Below are 20,987 nucleotides of genomic sequence, written 5' to 3'. Positions count from 1 at the left end.
GGAATTGGCTGAGGGGGTCCACAGTTAAAGCTTTCTCTGGAAGAGAAGCCATTACAGGAAGATCAAGTAATACCCTTTCATGACCTTAATATCGTTATTCATCTTCGGGATATGGTCTATTTTGAAAACACCAAACTTGACTACCAAACCGATGTCCTTGGTAAAGGACGCTTTCAAGTAATTAAGTTATAAAAAAGAGGTGAGCCTCATGGTTCACCTCTTACACTGCTTTCTTAATCAGATATTTAAGCTTTCCTACAACCTCTTTTGTCTTCGTTGATAAAGGAGGTTGATTAATTAATAGAATCAATTGAATAATCACAAGAATCAAAGGGGACTTTTTATAAGCCAAATACTTTGGTTCCCAACTTGAAGTAAATTTGCCTTTAAACTCTTGAAGACCCTTAAATTTATATAAGGCATTACCATGTAAAAAGATGTATCGTATCAATTTTTCACAAGTAATCGAGTATTTGCTTTGTCCAACATTGGCAAGCGGGGCCATGCCTAAGCTGCAGTACTGATATCCATGTTCTTTAACCCATTGAAAAATATGAATAAAAAGTACATCCATTGTTCCGTATGAAGAACTTGTTGTCTTTCTCATTAAATCAATCGTCACTGTATCTTTATAATCTGTAGCTAACGTAGCAAAAGCGACCACTCGACCTTCCGCATTCGTTAATAGAGCAACCGGATACGAAGACACATATTCCTCACTGAATGAGACAACCGAAAACCCTTTTTCCTTTTGGTCGCCTAACCATTCATCAGAAATGGCACGAAGCTCTGTAAGAAGGGTATGCGAATAGGGAGGAGTGATGACTCGAAAATGAAAGTTTTCTCTTGTAAATTTATTAAACTTTGTACGAAGCTTCGCCCCCTGTTTTCCTGCAAGAGAGAAGTTCTTTACATCCACAATACCTTCCTCGCCAAGCTTCATAAACGAGAAGCCTGTTTCGTGATAATAGTGCATAAATCGAGCACTGATTTGATAAAAAACAGGAGTCAGACGGAGTTCATCACAGTATTCATGAAATTCTTTTATTGCATCAGCCATATAATCCTCATCACCGATGGGGTCGCCTAACACTACCAATTTATTAGCAATTTTTTTATAGGCAATTAACACCTTTTGTTCTACTGCCCAAAATAACTCTTTATCGCGCAACAAAATTAAGTGTGAAGCATGATTTCCTCCATTTTCTTCTAAGAAGGAAAGTACTCGCTCATCCTTATGCTCTGTTTTACTAAGAGAGAACATGTTATTCGTCATATCGTTCGTTCCTCCTGATAAAATTCACCTCCATAAAGATACCATATTCCACTTTGTATGAGTGATAAAATTTTTACCAAACAATAAAAAACTGGATTTAAATAAATAGGACTGTCATAATTGAGTAATACTTTATTTTCTAGGATCAAAATTTAATTAGAGACAGGATGAGAGAATGAAAAAAAATTTATATAACAACGGAGAAGAAGTAAGCATAAAAGCGTCTGGTGAGTCTGTCGTCATCTCTAAATGTCAATATGTTAAAAATATGAAAAGATATTCCTATATTGTTCAGGAATACCCTAATACCTTTTTCTTTGAAGATGAGTTAATTAAAGAAACGTAACACCGAAAAAAAGGACCGAAGAGGAGCATTAGATGCTCTTGTCGGTCCTTCTTTTTACACATATTCAGTAAGGTCTTTTATCATTTCCTCATCCAATTCCTCTAATAAATCCATTAATTCATTGAAATCCTTTGTCCTACTTAACATTCCAGAACCATCAAACCAATTTAAAGGGAATTGATCTTCTTCATAGTGCTCTGTTGAAGTCGTATACACAAGTTTATCTTGTAAGAATCCTTTCATCTTTTACATCTCACCCTTTCACATAAAGGCATCAGCTTCTTACTATTATCGTATCTTATTTCTGGTATGAAAGGGTTTTATCTTATGACAATTAGTCGACATCTGCTAGAGAGGGTAGGGCAATTTGAAAGGTGGTTCCCACGTTTTTTTGGCTTTCAACGGTGATTAGTCCATCATGCTTTTCAATGAGCTTTTTGCAAATTGATAATCCCAAGCCTGTACCATAAGATTTTTCGGTATAAAAGGGAGTAAACAGTTGCGCAAGGGTCGCTTGATCCATCCCAGAACCATTATCTTTTACCATCACATTTATTCTTTTTCCTTGAACTTTGGTTTCTAAAGTAATTTTGCGGACTCGGTTATCTTTGACCTCCATTAGAGATTCAACGGCATTTTTCACTAAATTTACGAGTACTTGTTTTAATTCATTACGACAAACATCTACCTTAGGAAGATCGGGATCGATATGAGTATAAAATTGAATTCTATATACATTGGCTTCTCTTTCAAAAAGCAATTTCATTTCCTCCAATAACATGTTCACACACACATGCTTTTGTCGTGGAGAAATGGATGTATTTGAATTTGCATACGCTGTAAGTAACTCATCCGCACGGATAATTTCACTTATGGCGAGATCCGCATATTGTTCTTTTTCTATCATCACCAAGTATGGTTTCAATAATTGCAGCAAGCCCTTCACGGTTGTTAAAGGATTTTTCACTTCATGAACCATTTCAGCAACTGTTGTTTCACACTTTTTCATGTCGTCCGTCATTTTCTCTTATCTCCCATCTAGCGTAATTTCTACTCCATCTATATGGGGAATTTCATCGTAATATGTATGTTTTTCATTAAAAAAGTCAAAACCTGCAAAATCTTAGTCAAAAAAAAAGACCCTATGTCGGGTCTTACATCCATTTAATCTTCGGTTCTGTTTTATTAATAATTCTCTTGATATTTGCTCGATGACGATAAATAACAAATAATGAAAGCAGAGAAACGACGATAATTAACAGTGGTTCCTTTGCAATCACTGCATAAATCACTGCTACAATGGATGCAATGATTGAAGAAAGTGATACGAACTTCGTTATGTATAAGCTAAGCAAGAATACAACGACCATCACAAGAAACATAACTGGAGCACATGCTAAAAGAACTCCACCTGACGTAGCGACCGCTTTTCCACCCTTAAAATTAGCAAACACAGGATACATATGCCCAACAACCGCAATCATCCCCGCTATTAAAGGATCAATTTGGCCCTCCACTCCAAATATAACAGGAAGGGACGAGGCAAGTGTACCTTTTAGGATATCAGCAGCGGTAACAATAATCCCTGCTTTTTTCCCTAAAGTACGAAACGTATTGGTTCCACCTAAATTTCCACTTCCATGCTCACGGATATCAATTCCGTAAAAAGCTTTTCCAACAATTAACCCTGAGGGGATGGAACCAAGTAGGTAAGAAACAATAACTATTAATGCAATTTCCATCATACAAATACTCCTTCACACTTCATATACCGTCTTATTATTGTACCATGTATTGCTTAAAAAACCATGTACAAATGGTTTTTTCCATTATATTCTCGTAACTTTTTTGTTATTCAATCGTCATATTTAGAGGCTAAAATGAAGGAATGTCGAAACCCTCTTTTCAAAAGATCATCTTTTCGGGTACGATGAAGGGAAGGGAGAGTGAACCATGGCACGTCTAGAAACATATAAGAAAAAACCGATTGTATCAAAAGGATGGATCATCACGGGTCTCATTGCATCTATTCTTGTGATTATCTCTAGTATTCTATTATTCTTTTATCCTTTTGCTTCAAGTGAAAAAACAAGCTACTTCACGGGAGAAAATCCTGTTCTATTTCAAGGGAAACAACAAGGGAATGCCATTATAGAAGGGGAAAGCGTCTATGTATCGTTAGACTTTTTGGAGGAGAATATTGATGACAGTGTCGCGTTTGATGAAAAATCAAATTCAATCATCATTACTACCTCTAATAAAGTGGTACAAATGCCTACAGAGTCATTAACCTATTTTATTAATGAGAAGCCGGTTGAACTTCAATTTGCACCTTTAGTAGATGAACAAGGCCAATTATATGTAGCGCTTGACCCGGTCATTCAGTTTTATCCTGTAATCTATCGTGTACTAGAAAACTCAAATGCTATATGGATTGAAAAGGATGGAGATACTCTTCAAAATGCTGTTATTACGAATGAGGATGTGCACGAGGAAAAACTTCGACTACGAACGGACGCTACCTTACGATCTCCTTATGTTGCAGACGTTTCAAACGGGGAAAAGATTTGGATTGAAGATGAAAAAGAAGAATTCTATTTTGTGAGAAAAATAGACGGAGTTGCTGGATATATATCTAAGGATTTAATTGAAACACAGGAAAAGGAAAACATCGTCGTAGAATATGAAAAAGAAGTTGTAAATGCTCCAAACTTTGAAGGACCCATAAACCTAACTTGGGAGGCAGTATATACGAAAAACCCAGATACCACTATGATTCCTGAAATGAACGGAGTAAACGTTGTTTCTCCAACCTGGTTCGAACTAAAGGATGAAACTGGAAGCATCGGGAACCTTGCTTCTCTCGAGTACTCGAAATGGGCAAAAGCACAGGGCTATCAAGTATGGGGACTATTCTCCAACGCGTTTGATCCCGACCTTACTCACGCAGCCTTTAAGGATTATGAGACGAGACAGAAGATGATTCGAGAGCTCCTACATTACAGTCAATTATATGAGCTGAACGGAATCAATATTGATATTGAAAATGTAAGAGAAGAAGACGGACCGCTTGTGACACAATTTGTTCGAGAGGCAACGCCATACTTTCATGAAGCAGGCTTGATCGTTACGATGGACATTACGTTTATGGCGGAAGGCAATTGGTCTGCTTTCTATGAACGTGATAAGCTCGCAGAAATTGTCGACTATCTTGCGATTATGGCCTATGACGAGCATTGGGGTTCCTCGCCAAAAGCAGGGAGCGTAGCAAGTCTTCCATGGGTTGAGACAAACCTTCAAAAGCTCTTGGAAATCGTTTCAAATGAAAAGCTGATTTTAGGAATTCCTCTTTACACAAGACTATGGGAAATCAAAGACAGCGGTGAAGTTTCCTCAAAATCCAAAAGCATGGCACAAATCAAAGAATGGTTAACCACGAATAACTTAACTCCTATCTATGATGCAGCTAGCGGACAAAATTATGCCGAGCTTTATGTTCCCGATCAGGCAACTACCTACAAGGTATGGCTTGAAGATGAACAGTCTCTTACCGCAAGAACTAATTTAGCGGTAAAGTATGATCTTGCGGGAGTGGCGAGCTGGTCCAGATATTTTGCCGATGAAACAGCATGGACCGCTCTGCAAACTTTTAACCAGCAAATAGTGAAAAAGTAATGAATGGCTAGGACTTTCTCCTAGCCTTTTATCATTCAATTGGCTATGATTAAAGAATGTAAGGGCATACTAAACAAAAATTAAGAGGAGTGAGTTTGATGCCAATCGAATATCCGAGCCGTGAAGAATTGGGGCAAATCTTAAAAAAGACAAAGCGAATCGCTGTTGTTGGAATAAGCAATAATCCAGAGCGTACCTCTTACATGGTTTCTGAAGCTATGAAAAATGCTGGTTATGAAATTATTCCAGTAAACCCAACCGTAGATGAAGTATTTGGTATTAAGGCCGTAGCCAAATTGACTGATATTGAAGGCCATGTAGACATTGTGAATGTGTTTAGACGATCTGAATTTCTCCCAGAGGTGGCAAGAGAATTCGATCAAATCGATGCTGATGTATTTTGGGCACAGTTAGGATTAGAAAATGAAGAAGCGTACGAATTTTTAAAAAGCAAAGACTACACTGTCGTTATGAATCGATGCATTAAAGTAGAACATGCTTTGACAAAATAATTTTTTCTCCTTCACTCTAGTCATTAGGATTAGGGTGTTTTTCTTTTTAACATAGGCTTTATAAACATTTCTATAATCGAAGAATATTCGTCTAAAATACTTTTCTTTTTAAAATATCCATTTGCCAAATCACAAGAAATATATACAATAAAGCATAGGTGTCTTAAAAAATGTGATAAAATACGAGGTAGGAACATTTGTTCTTCATCCTCGTTTCATAATATTTAAAGGATAATTCACTTGTAAGAACGAATAGGTATAAGACGTTCAGGTCCATTACATAGATAGAGACATGTAGCTGGCACGGAAGGAAAGGGGTATTGTACGTGGCAAAAAATCAAGGAACGTTTGAATACAACGATGATGCCATTCAGGTACTAGAGGGGTTAGATGCGGTTCGAAAACGCCCAGGAATGTACATTGGTAGTACAGATTCACGAGGGCTTCACCATTTGGTATATGAAATAGTAGATAACTCTGTCGATGAAGCATTAGCAGGTCATGGAGACCAAATAATTGTAAAAATACACAGAGATAATTCCATTAGTGTGCAAGACAAAGGGCGTGGTATGCCAACTGGTATGCACAAAATGGGAAAACCCACTCCTGAGGTCATCTTAACCGTCCTTCATGCTGGGGGAAAATTCGGTCAAGGTGGTTATAAAACAAGTGGTGGGCTACACGGTGTAGGTGCATCGGTTGTTAATGCATTGAGCGAATGGCTCGTGGTAAAGATTAAGCGAGACGGCTTTGTCTACGAGCAGCGTTTTGAGAACGGCGGAAAACCTGTGACTACTTTAGAGAAAGTAGGAAAAACGAATCAAACAGGTACGACTATTCATTTTAAGCCGGATGCGACGATTTTTTCGACGACGACCTACAATTATGAAACACTGTGTGAACGCTTGAGAGAATCTGCCTTTCTTTTAAAAGGCATGAAAATAGAAATTATTGACGACCGTAATGACTTCCATGAGATTTTCCATTACGAAAATGGAATTGAAGCGTTTGTTCAATACTTAAACGAGGAAAAGGACGTATTACATCCAGTCATCAGCTTCGAAGGGACGAGCGGTGGAATTGAAGTGGATTACGCGTTCCAATTCAACGATGGATATTCGGAAAATGTTCTTTCCTTCGTCAATAATGTTCGTACAAAAGACGGTGGAACACACGAGGCTGGTGCAAAAACAGCCATGACTCGTGTGTTTAATGAATATGCACGCAAAATCGGCCTGTTAAAAGAAAAGGATAAAAATCTTGACGGAGCGGATATTCGAGAAGGATTTGCAGCGATTATTTCCGTACGTGTCCCGGAAGAACTTCTTCAATTCGAAGGTCAGACAAAAGGAAAGCTTGGAACGAGTGAAGCACGTTCTGCAGTAGACTCGGTTGTATCTGAGTATCTGTCTTACTTTTTAGAAGAAAACCCTGAGACCAGTACGTTATTGATACGTAAAGCGATTAAAGCGTATCAAGCTCGTGAAGCCGCTCGTAAAGCTAGAGAAGAAGCGCGAAGCGGGAAGAAGAGGAAACGATCTGAGGCTGTTTTATCAGGGAAGTTAACGCCAGCCCAATCTAGAAATCCTCAGAAAAATGAACTTTATTTAGTAGAGGGTGACTCTGCTGGAGGATCTGCTAAACAAGGTCGTGACCGTCGTTTTCAAGCGATTCTTCCTCTCAGAGGAAAAGTTATCAATACAGAAAAAGCAAAGTTACAGGATATCTTTAAAAATGAAGAGATTAATACGATCATCCATGCTATCGGTGGTGGAATTGGAGCAGATTTTAATATTGACGATATTAACTACGATAAAGTTGTCATTATGACCGATGCCGATACTGATGGTGCTCATATCCAAGTTCTTCTCCTTACATTCTTTTACCGTTATATGAAACCACTTCTTGAAGCTGGAAGAGTATTCATAGCCCTTCCACCGCTTTATAAAGTAAGTAAAGGAACAGGTAAGAAAGAAATTATTGAGTATGCATGGAGCGACGACGATTTACAATCAGCCATTAAAAAGGTTGGTAAGGGTTATATGATTCAACGTTACAAAGGACTAGGCGAGATGAATGCAGACCAGCTTTGGGATACGACTATGAATCCCGAGACAAGAACATTAATTCGTGTGCGCATTGATGATGCTGCTCGTGCAGAACGTCGTGTGACTACACTAATGGGCGATAAGGTTGAGCCTCGCCGTAAGTGGATTGAAACACATGTAGCCTTCGGTTTAGAGGAAGACGGAAGTATTTTAGAAAATGAAAATATTTCTGTTGCTGAGGAGGTTACTGAACAGTGAGTTTGACGGAAAAATTTCGCGATTTACCACTTGAAGAGGTCATTGGTGATCGCTTCGGAAGATATAGTAAATACATTATTCAAGACCGTGCCTTGCCTGATGCAAGGGACGGCCTAAAACCAGTACAAAGACGTATTCTTTATGCGATGCATGTGGAAGGAAACACAAACGATAAAGGGTTCCGTAAATCGGCCAAAACAGTCGGTAACGTAATTGGTAACTATCACCCACACGGAGATTCCTCCGTGTACGATGCCATGGTGCGTATGAGCCAAGACTGGAAGCTTCGTAATCTTCTTGTTGAAATGCACGGAAACAACGGGAGCATCGATGGTGACCCACCAGCTGCGATGCGTTATACGGAAGCACGTTTAAGTGCAATTTCGTCTGAGTTATTGCGTGATATTGACAAAAGAACCGTCGATTTCGTACCAAACTTTGATGATACAGCAAATGAACCGACCGTTCTTCCAGCGATGTTCCCTAACCTTCTTGTCAATGGTTCTACAGGGATTTCTGCTGGATATGCAACAGAAATCCCGCCTCATCATTTAAATGAGATCATCGATGGTGTCTTCATGAGGATGGATCAGCCGAACTGTACGGTCGATGATTTAATGACTGTGATTAAAGGACCTGACTTTCCGACTGGTGGAATCATTCAAGGGGTAGACGGAATAAAAAAGGCTTACGAAACGGGCAAAGGGAAAATCATTGTTCGCGGGAAAGCAGAAATTGAAACGGTTCGTGGCGGTAAGCAGCAAATCGTTATTACAGAAATTCCTTTTGAAGTAAACAAAGCAAACCTTGTGAAAAAGATGGATGAATTCCGCTTAGACCGTAAAATAGAAGGAATGTCAGAGGTTCGTGACGAAACGGACCGTACTGGACTTCGTATCGTGATTGAATTAAAAAAAGAAGCTGATGCTGAAGGTGTACTAAACTATTTATACAAGAACACAGACCTTCAAATTGCATACAACTTTAACATGGTTGCCATCCATCATCGTCGTCCGGTGCTCATGGGACTTACACAGCTTCTGGATGCGTATATTGAGCACCAAAAGGAAGTAGTAACTCGACGCTCTCAATTTGATTTACAGAAGGCGAAAGACCGCCAACATATCGTGGCTGGATTAATGAAAGCATTATCCATCCTAGATGAAGTCATCCAAACGATTCGTGGATCAAAAGACAAGCGTGATGCAAAAGACAACTTGATTATGAAGTTTGGCTTTACCGAAGCACAATCCGAAGCAATCGTTTCTTTACAGCTATATCGCTTAACAAACACAGATATCACTGCTCTTCAAAACGAAGCAGATGAACTTGCTAAGAAGATCGATGAACTTACAGCTATTTTAGAGAGTGAGAGCAAGCTTCTTTCTGTAATTAAAAAAGAGTTAAAGGATGTTCGAAAGCGCTTTGCCGATCAACGTCGTACCATTATTGAAGCGGAGATTGAAGAAATTAAGATCAATCTTGAAGTTATGGTAGCAAGCGAAGATGTGATTGTCACTGTGACGAAGGAAGGCTATATTAAACGTACTAGCCCGAGGTCGTATGCTGCATCGAATGGTCAGGATTTTGGTATGAAGGATTCCGACCAATTACTCGCACAGCTTGATATGAACACAACCGATGTGGTTCTGTTATTTACGAATAAAGGGAATTACTTGTACTGTCCAGTGCATGAACTTCCTGATATTCGCTGGAAGGACCTCGGTCAACATATCGCAAATCTTGTTCCAATTGATCGTAACGAAACGATTATCAGGGTACTTCCTGTTAAAGATTTTGAGAAGGAAGCGTTCTTGTTGTTCATTACGAAAAATGGAATGGTTAAGAAAACAGAACTGAAGGCATATAAAGCTCAAAGATATTCGAAGCCACTCGTTGCTATTAATGTAAAAGATGACGACGAAGTACTTGATGTTCATGAAACGGATGGTACGAAGGAGTTGCTATTAACGACTCATTTAGGGTACGGTTTACGTTTCGCAGAAGATGAGGTAAGTATCGTTGGCGCTAGAGCTGCAGGTGTGAAGGGAATTAACCTTAAGGATGGCGATTATCTAACAGCTGGTAAAATTGTCGATGATCCTCGTTCTCAAAGCATTGTGATTGTGACTCAGCGCGGAGCAATCAAGAAGATGAAGTTAGATGAATTTGAGTTAACTTCACGTGCCAAGCGTGGAGTGATCATGTTAAGAGAATTAAAGGCGAACCCACACCGGGTAATCGGTGCAGTCATCGTGAGTGAAGAAGATCAAATCTTTGTGAGTACAGAAAAAGGTCAAGTCGAGGAAGTACGTGCTTCTGATATAAGACATAATGACCGTTACTCCAATGGATCATTTATTATTGATGAAACCGATGCTGGCAAAGCAAAGACTGTATGGTCGGTTGCTCAAAAAGAAGCAAACGAAGCTACAAATAACTAAAACTTTATATAATACGTAAAAATAATCAAGCTCAGAGAAACGATCTCTGAGCTTGTATTTTTATTGATATTTTCACATTTTAAAAAACTGAAACATGAATTGAATTTGAAAGCCAACTTCTTCATACAGCTTGAGTGCATGTGTATTCTTCATTTCCACATCGAGGGATACCGACCGATAGCCTTCTTCAAAAAGCATGTCAACTGTTTCATGTAAAGCAGCTCGTCCTATTCCTTTCTTTTGATGTGAGGGACGAACCGCAAACGCTGTAATAAAGGCATTATCTGAGCGAATAAGATTGATCGTTCCAACCATTTCTCCGTTTACATGGATACCGTAAAGTGTCCTACTTGGCTGTGAGAGTGACAATTGAATAATAGCTTCCGCTTCTTCTACTTCATCACCAAAACTATCCATTAATACTTCACGATAGTCATTGTGACGACTAGAATGATACTCAACTAGCTCAATAGGAAAAGCAGGATTCTTGCCACTTAATTGAGAAACCATTAATTGGGCTTCACACACCTCATTATTTGCTCCCAATTCTAATAAAGCATTTTTCTCAAGCGTTGCTCTTTCATCTATTACCGCAGTGATGGTGGTGGGGAAGTGTGATAGTAAGTCTTGGTGGATTTTACTCATCAAATCTCTTGCGGTTTGTTCATCACTAGCAGCAAAACCAATCTCGAAATCTTTTGTTTTTAATATATCAACAACCGACCCAGCAGCTGTCATCTTATCCCCTTCATATATGATATAGATATAATCTGGAGAACCGTCTTCCTCCTCTAGAACAGAAGAGAGATTCATTGGTACTTCTAAGTTTATACCACGTACATTTTGATGCTGTGACACCCATAGTGATAACTGCTCATAAATTTCTGTTGAAAAGGGCGGAGTGAATTTTTTCAGCATATATCTCTTCCTTTCAAGGGATCTTTCCTAATTTTAACAGAAGGACAGAAAGGTGAATAGGAAGGATTAATTGAATATATTTAGATATGATTCAATTAATGTTGAGGAGGAGAAAACAGAATGAAAACTGCTTTAGTATTTGGGGGAACAAGGTTTTTCGGAGTAAATTTAGTTCATGAGTTACTTAACAAAGGGATAAAAGTAACAGTCGCAACAAGACAACACAGTGTGAATCCATTTGGGAACACTGTTGAAACGCTAATGGTTGACCGATTTGATTTAGATTCTGTGAAGGAAGCTGTAAGTGGGAGAACTTGGGATGTTGTATTTGATCAGATTTGCTTTAACGCTAGAGATGCGAGAATTGCCATTCAAGCACTAACTAACAAGATTCATACATACATTTTTACTTCAACGATGTCAGTTTATGACTATGCTGAACATGTGGTTGAAGCAGATTTTGATCCATATTTTTATCCTATTTCTGACACACCACCAGATCAAGTGACCTATCAGGAAGGAAAACGACAAGCGGAGGCGGTATTTTTCCAGGAGGCAGCCTTTCCTGTGATTGCTGTTAGAATTCCAATTGTTCTCGGGGAGTATGATTACACGGAACGTTTACTTCTACATATTAACCGAGCAAAAGAAGGGGTCGTGATCGGATTTCCAAACTTACAGGCCAAAATGGGATTCATTCATCAAAAGGAGGCTGGCAGCTTTCTTGCCTGGATAAGTGAGCAAAACTTCACTGGCCCCATCAACGCTTGTGCAAACGAGGAGATATCAATGGCAGAATTGATGGCATTTATAGAAGCCGCGGTCGGTAAGAAGGCCATTCTCCCAAATACTTTTAACCCATCTGAACACTCACCATACGGTATTGAAAACAACTGGAATATGAGCAACGCTAAGGCAAGTGAGCTTGGGTTTCGTTTTAGTAATCTAACTGATTGGTTACCTGGACTCATTAAACATTTAGCAAACTAATTTTTTGTTAAATTTGTTTTTTCTACATCTTTTTTCCACTTATGGGCAAAATAAAATACTGATATTTGCTCAGGGAGGAATTTTAAATGAAGAAAGAGCTATTGTTCGCTTTTGCTGCCTTCTTTTTTATGTCACTATCCGCGATAACAGGCGTATATGCAGTAGAGGAAGCTAACATGCTTGAAAGCGTCATAGTCAAAGAACAATTGGATGTTACCGGAGATGGAAAACTTGATACGATATATGTGAAGGGTGAGCCCTTTGAGGAAGGAGCGATCTTTTTACGTTCCATAACATTGGAAATCCTTTCTGCAACTGGAAAAAGCCATAAAATCAATCTCGAAGGTGGGTACGAACCACGAATAGATTTCAAAGATCTGAACAATGATGGCGTAAAAGACTTATTTCTAGCGGTTAACACGGGAGGAAGTGGCGGATTATCAAATCATTATTTATATACAGTAAAGGATGATCTGTTAACCGATATAACCGTCCCTGAACCACTAGTTATTCAAACTTCATTTCTAAATGGATATAAAGCCAATATGACTATAGAAAATACCAATGAGTCGTATCAGTTTGACTTAAGAAATAGAGCAAAAGATTACGAACGGCTCGGGTTATATCATAATGGCAAACTTAATGAACCTGCAGAACTCATGGTACTTCCGTTTGGAATGCTAAAACCCGTTAAAGTGACTAGAGACCAAATAGGCTTAAAAGGATCGCAACGAATTAGCGGTGCTTACAATGCTGATTCCATTGCAAATGTGGAGTCATCTTGGGTGTATGAAAACGGAAAATGGAAGCTGCTTGATACGAATGTTATGGAGTTACGCAAGAATACAACGAAGAAGAAAAAATAGGCTGTTGTCACATTTAACATTCAATCACATAAAATACAGTAGTAAATACTACTTCATCATCCAGGGGAGTGAGGCTTACATGAGTAAGTTTGATCCGGCAATGTTAAATGTGACATACTTTCCACCAGCAACACCCTTTAAACCTGTAGATGAGAGAAAATATACCTTAACGCACTCAGACGTAACAGGTGAACTATTTTTAACAATTGGATATTGCTACGATTTTGATGCTGTGAATACCAAATTTCGAGATGAAGTGTTAGCAGAGTGGAAACCTGTCATGGGTCAATACACATTATTAGGGAAAGTGTATATTACTAACGGAGAATTTGACGAAAATTATGCGATGATTCGCTTTCACATTTTCCAAAAAGAGCTACCATTAGCACTAACAGCAATGGTATATGGTGACCAAAAATTCTATCAAAATTATCCATGGTTATTAGACTCACCGATATATATACAATTCGAGTCTTCCTACCCACAATATAACCAATACATGTACTTCGGCACTCCTAGGTATTATTTAACAACCGCCCTTCAACAGCGAGTTGTTTAACCGTCAAACCTGACATTCCGTTAGGTTTTTTGTTTTGGGAAGGACTCTTAACTTGTTAATTGAATATATAAGATACCCACACGTACACGCAAACGTTTTCATGGGCTTTTTTGAAAAAAAGAGGGAAATGGATAATTAATGCAACTGAGGTAGAGGCTGTACATATCTTGAACTCGGTGGGATATCCGATTCAAAGGATAGAGAAGGAATTCGGGAAGGTGACCAATACATTTGGGAACTGGTAAAACCGAACTAACATGTGTATGAAACGCTTAGTCATTATTGACTGAGCGTTTATTGAAGAGATAAGTTGCATATAATAATATTATGTAAACTAATTAATAATAATGAGATCTGGATAGATACTAATAAGAATCGCTAGTATTATGCTGAGACTTATAAAACAATTAGCAAACTCTAATAAAAAAACTAAAGCAAAATATAATCCAGAGAACCAACAGTTTGAATTAGCTGCAAGGCAGTTTAAAAATATTTCAATGGTCTTAGATAAAAATCTAAATTCCGTCTCACTATTTTAAGTATACTTAGATATTGAGACCTCTTCCGTCTCTGTTTAAAGAACTGTGTATAATAGATATTATGTAAACTAGAAACAAACTCAAATAGAACGGTAATGAGCCCTTCTACTTTTTTGACGAGCGACACAAAAATACTTACAAAAGTGACACAAAGATACTGAAACTTAAGTTATAGCTTGTATATTTATATTTATTTACTGTACTTATTTTAATTATTTGCATCTGTTATACATTTTATAATTAGAATGCGACATAAATTAAGAAAATGACACAAAGATACTTAATATTAAATGACACAATAATACTGAAACTATGACACAAAAATACTAAATATCTTGTGAATTTGATTAAAAACGATTGTTATGTATTTTATTCTTTTGGCATATTGAATTTATTAATAGCTGTTTTTAGATCTTCATTTTTAATGTGAGTGTATATCATAGTTGTCTCTATAGAGGAATGCCCTAATTGTCGTCTCAATTTAGGCACATCATTGATTTCAGCGTGATACCTGGTAGCAAACGAATGTCTCAATTTGTGTACAGATAATGATGGTTTTCCAAATGCTTTCGCATATTTTTCAATCATTTTCTCAATGGCTCTGGCTGATAGCCTCCTGGTTGTTCCTTTAGGACCCATAGGAGCCGCAACAAACAATGCCTTGTTGTCTTTATTAATATTGTACTTACTTGCTCTAACGCTTAAATAGGCTTCTAAATCCAGTTGAGCCTGCTCACTGAAATATACGTACTGCTCTTTATTCCCCTTTCTAATCACTCTTACAGATGATTTTGAGAAGTTAATGTCCTCAATGTTTAACCAAACTAGCTCTGTTAATCTTAACCCTGAACCCAAGAACAGTGATACAATAGCTGTATTTCTCTCATTGTTTAACTCATGAAAACGAACGATATGTTTGTTAGAACTGTTTTGTTCACCGTACTCATGGGCTACAAAGCTTCTAAAACGCTCGTATTCGTCTCCCATTAAGATTTTCCCTTCCATACGATTTGCTACCGTTTCCGGGTTCTCAGACACATCATTAAATTCGATTTTAGCCATGACATTTCTTTTAATATAAGGCTCTAATTGATCTGTTTCCGCTATATTCTGTAGGTAATTAAATAAGGACTTTAAAGAGGATAATTTTCGATTGATCGTGATTTCTCTATTGTTTAATTGAAACTTTAAAAAACTTAAAAAGTCTTCAACTTGTTGCACGGTTAGTTTCTCAAATAGTGATAAAGGAATTTCTTTCATGTCTTCCTTATGAAAACCTTCAGAAATGAATCGACATTGCTACTTCCACTCCTACTTACCTTTAAAATTTAATAACTACTTTTCCTTTTGTCTTTCCTCTTACTACTAAATTTAATGCATCATTAATGTCTTCAATTGTAAAATTGGTAGGATCAATTGCTGGAATAATATTGTTTTCTTCAATGATTTTTGTGATTTTTTCTAATTGTCTTCCGTCAGCTCTAACGAAAATGAAGCGATATTGAACACCTTTTTTCTTTGCTTTCTTATCAAATTTCGAGCCCACTAATCCAAAAATAAATTGCTTCCATTTAGGAAGACCTTTATCTATTGCAAACTGTTTATTTGGTGCAGTACGAAGACTTAGTAACCGACCACCTGTTTTTATTATGGATAACTCCCGTTCGAATTCCTCAGCACCTAGCGTATCGATTACAAAATCAACTTCGTCTAGTATTTCCCAATAATTTTCCTTAGTATAATCAATATATTGATCTGCACCAGCGTTCATAGTTCTCTCTTTTGCGGAAGGACTACCAGAAACAATGACCTTTAATCCCATTGCTTTAGCTATAGGAACAGCCATTTGTCCAAAACTTCCTGAACCTCCTGGAATAAACACAGTTTGTCCCTTTTTTGCTTCTAACTCTTCTACTAAGCCTTGGTATGCCGTCAAACCAGTTAACGGTGCACCAGCTCCCGTAACGAAATCTAAATTTTTCGGCAAATGCCATATCGATTTAGCATCAACTGCAACATATTCTGCAAATGCTCCAATTTTTTCAATCGGGAGTCTTGTATAAATAGGATCTCCAACCTTAAACCCAAAGTCAGGATTACCCACTTTTTCGACAATTCCTGTTAGTTCATTTCCTAATGTAAGAGGCATATCATAGTCTTGTATTAATTTTACACTTCCTGTAATATTTAATATTTCAAGTGGATTTATTGCAGCAACTTTTACCTTTACCAATACTTCATTTTCTTTAATACTCGGTATAGGGATATCAACAATCTGTGCTTCAATGTTTTTCGAGTATTTTTGAATTTGAGCAGCTTTCATATTCTTAATCTCCTTTTAAAAAACCACCAACTCTTACATTGATGGTTTTTTATTATCTTTCGCTTATTTTATTCATTGGTTGTCTAGTCTTGTTAACGGTTAAACCTTGTCTTTTATTCTTTTAAGAAAGGATAATCTGTATATCCTTCTGCTCCTCCTGCATATATGGTATTTTTATCAGGCGTATTCAGTGGGGCATCCAATTTCAATCGTTCTACAAAATCTGGGTTGGCTATCATCCAAGTCCCTACAGTTATAACTTCCGCAAGTTCATTATCCAAGTCTACAGTAAGTTGGTCTAAAGTACGTCCTACTCGGTTAACAAGAAGTGCTTGCGACCAAAGTTGACGAATCTCTTGTAATAATGATTCATTTCCGAAGTGCATAATATGGAGATATGCAAGGTTGAGTTTATCTAACTCGCTGACTAAATAACGGTACATTTCCCTACTTGTTTCTCCCTCTTCTATTCCATTTAGTGTACCTTGAGGAGAGAAGCGTATACCCGTTCGTTCTGGTCCAATCTCATTAACAACTGCTTTTGCTACTTCAATGGCGAATCTTGAACGATTTTCAATCGTCCCACCGTACGCATCCTGGCGTTGATTAGCATTTTCACTTAAGAACTGTTGAATAAGGTAACCATTTGCTCCGTGGATTTCAACGCCATCTGCACCAGCTTCTACAGCTGCTCGTGCTGCTAGGCGAAACTCATTTATAACGTCCTTAATTTCTCCTTTACTCAACGCTCTAGGTGTTGGAATCTCCTTCATGCCTTGTGCTGTAAATATTTCTATATTAGGCGCAATAACTGATGGGGCAACAGCTTGACGGTGATGAGGTGTATTGTCAGGATGTGAGACACGACCTACATGCATAAGTTGAACAAATATACGTCCTCCTTCGTTATGCACTTTGGATGTTACCTTTTTCCACCCCTCAATATGTGATTCTGTGTAAATACCAGGTGTATTTGTATAACCCTGACCATCCTCAGAGGGTTGAGTACCCTCACTTATTATTAGACCGACCGAAGCACGCTGGCCATAATACTCTGCCGCCAAATCACTAGGTGTTCCATCTGGCAATGCTCTACTCCTTGTCATTGGTGCCATACCTAAACGGTTTTTTAGTTCTATATTTCCAATTCTGACTGGTTCAAATAACTTGCTCATATAACTTCCTCCTTTTTAATAGTTACAATTTCTTATAAAGATGTTGAATTTAGGAACGAATTGACGAACTCAGCTATTTCGCCTTTGAACATTGAGTTCTATATTTTTTATATAAATTAGTGACACACCTATATTAGAATGAACATTCTAATATAGGTGTGTAGAAAGAAAGCTAACACAGTAATTAAAGGGTCAGATTATAACTCTATTACTGTAGTTATTACGAGTCTTTACTAAGACCCTATATTAGAGTCTAAAGGTATTAATAACTCAACCTGCTATTATTGGATAAATTTGACCTCTTATTTGAAATTCATAATTTTGGTCTACCACACCTACTACCGCATTACTATCATATAATTCCATCATAAATCCAGCTACTTGCTTAGCTGTGTGGTACATAGGTAAATTTTCTTTATAATTGAAACTATCCAAATCGGTTGCATTTTTAGCAAATTCTGTTTCCGTCATAGCTGGTGCTAACACTTTTGCTTTTAGTTTTGCACCTTTTAATTCTAGTTCTTTTGCAAGACCTTCAGTGAATGCACTAACATAATATTTAGACGCAGAATAAGTGACAGTTCCAACAGCAATTGCATATCCAAGTGCTGATGATACGTTAATTAACTGAGTTCCCTCTTTCTCTGCATAATCTCGAACAAATAAGGTAGAAAGGATTGTTAAAGATTCTATGTTAACCCGTAACAGAGTTTCAACTTTGCTTAAATTTTGATCTGCTACAAAAGCAGATTCACCAAGACCAGCATTATTAATCCATGTCTCAATTTCATACCCTTTTAATTTGTTATACAGGTTATATGCCTGCTCTGTGACAGACAAGTCAACTGTGCGAATAATAACATCTAATTCAGGATCTATATTATGAATTGCGGTTTTTAGTTCTTCTAATTTATCTAATCTTCTTGCAACTATAATTAAATTTTTTCCCCGAGCAGCAAATTCTAACGCTGTCTCATACCCTATACCTGAGCTTGCTCCTGTAATGACTGTGTATTTCATATTAACTCTCCTCAAATTAAATTATCGATTAGTCTTTAACTGTTCATTAGTTTGTATCGACACAAACTTTGCTTGATAGTTTGATATCTGACAAGTGAAGTTCAGCTTGATTGATTACCCTTTTCGAGAATGAACATTCCCAAAAGAGTAAAAAAATTAATCTAATACTGAAAGTGTCATATCAATAATATTATTTAATTTTTCTGTGTCATCGGTAGTTTTGGTCATAACGCGTAGACCTACTAAGGAATTATGAAGAAATTCCGATGTTTTTTTTGCATCAAGATGTTTAGATATCTCTCCAGCTGTTTGACCTTTTTGAACTAGATTATTTAGCAGTAATTCGGTCATAGAAAAACTCTCCGTTACCTTTTCTGCTGCTTGTTCATCATGTAAAGACAACTCAACTGCAGTATTTACGGTCAAACATCCAACAAGTTGTTGTTTATCTCTGACAATTATCATATTAAATAACTGCTTGATGGCATCCTTTACCGAATGTTGCTGGCTTACTTCATTCTCTATTCTAGTTGTTATAATTTCATTATAATGATCCAACGCTTTTATAAACAAAGTGTGCTTGTCGCCAAACGTATCATATAAGCTACGACGATGGATACCCATATACTTTACTAAATCCTGCATGGAGGTTTTTTCATATCCTTGTATCCAAAAAAGTTCCATAGCTTTTCGTAATACTACATTTTCATCAAATTCCTTATTTCTAGCCATACTATCATTTCCTTTAAGTAATCTTAGAGTAACCAGAAAATCTAATGCTTTAAAGGTAATCATCAATCTTAATAAGGTAAAATATTGACTTTCTCGTCCCTTGCCAATGATATCATTTTAAGAATGAACAGTAAAGAATAGCATTAAGAGTTACTACCAATTTCACCATTTGTTAGTATGAACCATACGTGTTAACAACTCCACCTCCTTTAAAGGATTTTTTAATCTATTTCTGAAAACTTAAGATAATGCTAAGTCATATTTTTAGAATGAACATTCTCATTATGACAAAAACTAGTTAATACCTTACAAATCCATAATATCATTTTGAGAACGATTGGTAAAGAATAAAATGTTTGGGGCGTGCTAAAACTGCATAAACGTCTTTAGTCCTCTCTATAATACCTTTGTGAAGAAATACACTTAAACAAACCTGCCCCTTTTGTTGCAGAAAAAAAGTTCGCCGCAGCAAACTCATCTTTAACTATACACCTGTTAGTGTACTACTAATAAAAAATATAGTTTTAATGTGGGATTGAATTAGTCGAAAGATAAAATATCATAAACAAACTAAAACAGCCTAAAAGGATAAGCATTGTAAATACAAGCTTTCTACCTATCTGTCCTATGAAATAGATATTCACCATAAGGTAATAGATAATTGCACTCCCGCCAATAAAAAGCAAAAATTCTTTGGTGTAATAACTCGATGGGAGTGGATTTGTAACGTTAGTTAATGATAAACCACCAAAAATAAATATACCGATCATATTTAATAATCTTCTCATACTTGCTTCTTTTTTAGCTAAGATTACAGTATTTTGCGTTTGGACATTGGTTTCCAAAATTACACCACCAATCTATAAGACCTTAATAATTATACGGATTTAATCTTATAAATGTTTCATAAAATCTCAGTGGTGCTTATTAAACAAATCTGCTTCTTTAGTAGAATAAGAAAAAGGCTCTTTAACGAAAGCTCCCGTTAGTTCATTAAGAAAAGGTTGCTTAAATAACCTCTCTTATTGATGTAAAGCACGTATTCCCTGACTATCTTTGAGTGTGGGGTGTTGAGAAAGTAACTTGCTGAAAAGAGCGAGACTTATCTTTTTATTCAGCTACCTAAGTATTGAAAAAAGAACTTCGAATAAGAAAAACATAGGGAGATTTTAGTCTTCCTATGATTTCATTCATATTATTTATCTGTTTGTTCTTGCTTCTTTTTCAAGTACTCCGCACGTATTTTTTCAAGTTGCTGCTTTTTATCAAATTTGGCAGGCTTGTGTTTTTCATGATACTTTGTCAC

At 37.1% G+C, this 20,987-nt stretch carries 18 protein-coding genes and 1 pseudogene; 8 read left to right on the top strand and 11 right to left on the bottom strand.

The window, feature by feature from the left end; translation table 11 throughout:
- Nucleotides 1-220: 220 nt before the first annotated feature.
- Nucleotides 221-1,276, bottom strand: a complete 1,056-nt coding sequence (locus ACRX5O_RS04220; RefSeq protein WP_433904783.1) for a phosphatidylglycerol lysyltransferase domain-containing protein — start codon at nucleotides 1,274-1,276, stop codon at nucleotides 221-223.
- Between the two features lie 175 nt (nucleotides 1,277-1,451).
- Here ACRX5O_RS04220 and ACRX5O_RS04215 point away from each other — a divergent pair, with 175 nt between their 5' ends.
- Nucleotides 1,452-1,622 (top strand): hypothetical protein, encoded by a 171-nt coding sequence (locus tag ACRX5O_RS04215; protein WP_433904782.1) that lies wholly within the window; start codon nucleotides 1,452-1,454, stop codon nucleotides 1,620-1,622.
- 54 nt (nucleotides 1,623-1,676) lie between these two features.
- Here ACRX5O_RS04215 and ACRX5O_RS04210 read toward each other — a convergent pair whose 3' ends face one another.
- The 3 genes from ACRX5O_RS04210 to plsY all read right to left on the bottom strand — a co-directional run bounded on the left by ACRX5O_RS04210 (nucleotide 1,677) and on the right by plsY (nucleotide 3,364).
- Nucleotides 1,677-1,865 carry a hypothetical protein gene (locus tag ACRX5O_RS04210; RefSeq protein WP_433904781.1) on the bottom strand — a complete coding sequence of 63 codons (189 nt, stop codon included), beginning with the start codon at nucleotides 1,863-1,865 and terminating at the stop codon, nucleotides 1,677-1,679.
- A gap of 91 nt (nucleotides 1,866-1,956) precedes the next feature.
- Nucleotides 1,957-2,643, bottom strand: a complete 687-nt coding sequence (locus ACRX5O_RS04205; RefSeq protein ID WP_433904780.1) for a two-component system sensor histidine kinase NtrB — start codon at nucleotides 2,641-2,643, stop codon at nucleotides 1,957-1,959.
- Between the two features lie 133 nt (nucleotides 2,644-2,776).
- A complete protein-coding gene (gene plsY, locus ACRX5O_RS04200) occupies nucleotides 2,777-3,364 on the bottom strand; it encodes a glycerol-3-phosphate 1-O-acyltransferase PlsY (RefSeq protein WP_433905189.1) in 588 nt (195 codons plus the stop codon).
- A 211-nt stretch (nucleotides 3,365-3,575) separates the two neighbouring features.
- Between plsY and ACRX5O_RS04195 the strand changes: the two genes are divergently transcribed.
- From ACRX5O_RS04195 to parC, 4 genes are all read left to right on the top strand, one after another.
- On the top strand, nucleotides 3,576-5,297 hold the full coding sequence (locus ACRX5O_RS04195) for a glycosyl hydrolase family 18 protein (protein ID WP_433904779.1): 1,722 nt from the start codon (nucleotides 3,576-3,578) through the stop codon (nucleotides 5,295-5,297).
- Between the two features lie 98 nt (nucleotides 5,298-5,395).
- The gene (locus ACRX5O_RS04190) at nucleotides 5,396-5,809 is read left to right on the top strand and encodes a CoA-binding protein (RefSeq protein ID WP_433904778.1); all 414 of its coding nucleotides are present in this window, start codon (nucleotides 5,396-5,398) and stop codon (nucleotides 5,807-5,809) included.
- A 326-nt stretch (nucleotides 5,810-6,135) separates the two neighbouring features.
- Complete coding sequence (gene parE, locus ACRX5O_RS04185) at nucleotides 6,136-8,115, top strand: DNA topoisomerase IV subunit B (protein WP_433904777.1); 1,980 nt, start codon at nucleotides 6,136-6,138, stop codon at nucleotides 8,113-8,115.
- Nucleotides 8,112-10,559, top strand: a complete 2,448-nt coding sequence (gene parC, locus ACRX5O_RS04180) for a DNA topoisomerase IV subunit A (RefSeq protein WP_433904776.1) — start codon at nucleotides 8,112-8,114, stop codon at nucleotides 10,557-10,559. The genes parE and parC overlap by 4 nt, the downstream gene beginning before the upstream one ends.
- Nucleotides 10,560-10,631: 72 nt before the next feature.
- Here the strand turns inward: parC and ACRX5O_RS04175 are convergent, their stop codons facing one another.
- Nucleotides 10,632-11,477, bottom strand: a complete 846-nt coding sequence (locus tag ACRX5O_RS04175) for a GNAT family N-acetyltransferase (protein WP_433904775.1) — start codon at nucleotides 11,475-11,477, stop codon at nucleotides 10,632-10,634.
- 120 nt (nucleotides 11,478-11,597) lie between these two features.
- On the opposite strand from ACRX5O_RS04175, the gene ACRX5O_RS04170 reads away from it, so the two are divergent.
- The 3 genes from ACRX5O_RS04170 (at nucleotide 11,598) to ACRX5O_RS04160 (ending at nucleotide 13,892) form a co-directional block, all read left to right on the top strand.
- A complete protein-coding gene (locus tag ACRX5O_RS04170) occupies nucleotides 11,598-12,467 on the top strand; it encodes an NAD-dependent epimerase/dehydratase family protein (RefSeq protein ID WP_433904774.1) in 870 nt (289 codons plus the stop codon).
- Between the two features lie 86 nt (nucleotides 12,468-12,553).
- Entirely contained in the window at nucleotides 12,554-13,333 is a 780-nt protein-coding gene (locus ACRX5O_RS04165) for a YybI family spore inner coat protein (RefSeq protein WP_433904773.1), read from the top strand.
- Nucleotides 13,334-13,412: 79 nt separating this feature from the next.
- Complete coding sequence (locus tag ACRX5O_RS04160) at nucleotides 13,413-13,892, top strand: staygreen family protein (protein ID WP_433904772.1); 480 nt, start codon at nucleotides 13,413-13,415, stop codon at nucleotides 13,890-13,892.
- 908 nt (nucleotides 13,893-14,800) lie between these two features.
- Here ACRX5O_RS04160 and xerS read toward each other — a convergent pair.
- The 6 genes and pseudogenes from xerS to ACRX5O_RS04130 form a co-directional block, all read right to left on the bottom strand.
- A pseudogene (gene xerS / locus ACRX5O_RS04155) lies at nucleotides 14,801-15,718 on the bottom strand (tyrosine recombinase XerS); the annotation flags it as partial.
- Between the two features lie 34 nt (nucleotides 15,719-15,752).
- Complete coding sequence (locus tag ACRX5O_RS04150; protein WP_433904771.1) at nucleotides 15,753-16,754, bottom strand: NADP-dependent oxidoreductase; 1,002 nt, start codon at nucleotides 16,752-16,754, stop codon at nucleotides 15,753-15,755.
- Nucleotides 16,755-16,867: 113 nt separating this feature from the next.
- Nucleotides 16,868-17,929 (bottom strand): alkene reductase, encoded by a 1,062-nt coding sequence (locus ACRX5O_RS04145; protein WP_433904770.1) that lies wholly within the window; start codon nucleotides 17,927-17,929, stop codon nucleotides 16,868-16,870.
- A 270-nt stretch (nucleotides 17,930-18,199) separates the two neighbouring features.
- Entirely contained in the window at nucleotides 18,200-18,949 is a 750-nt protein-coding gene (locus ACRX5O_RS04140) for an SDR family NAD(P)-dependent oxidoreductase (RefSeq protein ID WP_233319333.1), read from the bottom strand.
- 156 nt (nucleotides 18,950-19,105) lie between these two features.
- Nucleotides 19,106-19,681 carry a TetR/AcrR family transcriptional regulator gene (locus ACRX5O_RS04135; RefSeq protein WP_433904769.1) on the bottom strand — a complete coding sequence of 192 codons (576 nt, stop codon included), beginning with the start codon at nucleotides 19,679-19,681 and terminating at the stop codon, nucleotides 19,106-19,108.
- A 524-nt stretch (nucleotides 19,682-20,205) separates the two neighbouring features.
- Nucleotides 20,206-20,526 (bottom strand): hypothetical protein, encoded by a 321-nt coding sequence (locus ACRX5O_RS04130; protein ID WP_433904768.1) that lies wholly within the window; start codon nucleotides 20,524-20,526, stop codon nucleotides 20,206-20,208.
- Between the last annotated feature and the right edge of the window lie 461 nt (nucleotides 20,527-20,987).

It is taken from the genome of Robertmurraya mesotrionivorans (assembly GCF_050971805.1).
Taxonomy (GTDB): Bacteria; Bacillota; Bacilli; order Bacillales; family Cytobacillaceae; genus Robertmurraya_A.
This window is presented reverse-complemented; position numbering and strand designations above follow the sequence as displayed.